The 1,534-nt window shown below is 72.3% G+C and carries 1 protein-coding gene; it reads left to right on the top strand.

Translation table 11 applies throughout. The features are described 5' to 3' along the window. Positions 1 to 106: 106 nt before the first annotated feature. Positions 107 to 1,444: an IS481 family transposase gene (locus ACFPL3_RS41965; protein ID WP_343947319.1), complete on the top strand. Its 1,338-nt coding sequence runs from the start codon at positions 107 to 109 to the stop codon at positions 1,442 to 1,444. Positions 1,445 to 1,534 lie beyond the last annotated feature (90 nt).

Genomic DNA, 1,534 nt, shown 5'->3' with positions numbered 1-1,534 from the left:
CCCTGCCGAGTCCGGACACATCGGTGACAGGTATGTCTCGGGACATCGGTGACAGCTGCTTGGTCGTGGTCGAGGCTGTTCGGCCGTGGTCGGAAGGGTTGTCCCGATGGAGACACGGCTGGCGATGGTGCTTGCCGGTAGTTGTGATGCGGTGTCGGTGACCGCGTTGTGCGCGGAGTTGGGGATCTCTCGGCAGACCTACTACCGGTTGCGTCGCCGGTATCTGGCCGAGGGGCCGGCGGGGTTGGCGCCGCGGTCGCGGCGCCCGCATTCGAGTCCGGGGGCGGTGGATCCGGCGCTGGAGTTGGAGATCATCCGGTTGCGCACCGACGAGGGCTGGCCGGATCCGCCGCGGGGCGCGGCCTCGATCGCCGATGAGTTGCGCCGGTCCGGGTTGGCCTGCCCGGCGGTCTCGACCATCCACCGGGTGTTGGTGCGCAACGGGTTGGTGACCCCGCAGCCGCGCAAGCGGCCCCGGTCCAGCTACACCCGGTTCACCTATCCCGACCCGAACGGCTGCTGGCAGATCGATGCCACCCGCTGGGAACTGGCCGACGGCGCCGAGGCCTGGATGATGGATGTGCTCGACGACCATTCCCGGGTCGTGGTCGCCGCGCACGCCTGCCCGGCCCCGACCAGCACCGCCGCCCAGACCGTGGTGCACGCCGCCGGGCAGCGGTGGGGGCTGCCCGCCCGGGTGCTGTCGGACAACGGGCCGTGTTTCGGTGGGGTGCGCCGCAGCGGCGAGTTCGTCACCGGGCTGGCCGCGCTGGGCATCCAGGTGATGCACGCCCGCCCGTTCCACCCGCAGACCTGCGGCAAGATCGAACGGTTCCACCAGACCCTCAAACGCTGGCTGCGCACCCAACCCCGGGTGGAAACCCTCGCCGAGCTGCAGACCCAGCTGGACTGGTTCATCGAGTTCTACAACCACCGCCGCCCGCACCGGGCCCTGCGCGGCGCCACCCCGGCCGAGGCATGGGCCGCCCGCACCCCCACCGGCCCGCCCGACCAACCCATCGGGCCATCGACCCGCGCACCGGCCCGGGTCAGCCTCACCCAGCACACCGTCACCGCCGCCGGGGTGGTCTACCTGGGCCGCCACACCATCGGGCTGGGCACCCGACTGGCCGGCACCCCGCTGACCGCCGTGCGCTACGGCCGCCGCCTGCTGCTGCTCGACCACGGCGGCCACCCCGTCCGCGCCCTCACCCTGCTACCCGAACAGCGCTACTACCGCCAACCCACCCAACCCCTCCTCGAACCCACCCCACACACCGGGCAGGACACCCCACACACCGGGCAGGACACCCCGCACCCGCCCGGGGCAGGCCCTGCGCCTGCCCCCACCCGCCGGCCCGGGGCCGCCGAGGCTCACAGCTCAAGGGGGGCGCGCAGCACCCTCGCCGCAGGCGACGCCCGACAGGGCGCCCTTGAACTGTGAGAAGCGGCCCCACACACTGCGGGGCGTCCTGCCCACCCATGTCACCGATGTCCCAAGACACCACCGTCACCGATGTGGTCAGACATGACA

The sequence above is a fragment of the Pseudonocardia zijingensis genome (genome assembly GCF_042657305.1).
GTDB lineage: Bacteria > Actinomycetota > Actinomycetes > Mycobacteriales > Pseudonocardiaceae > Pseudonocardia > Pseudonocardia zijingensis.
This window is presented reverse-complemented; position numbering and strand designations above follow the sequence as displayed.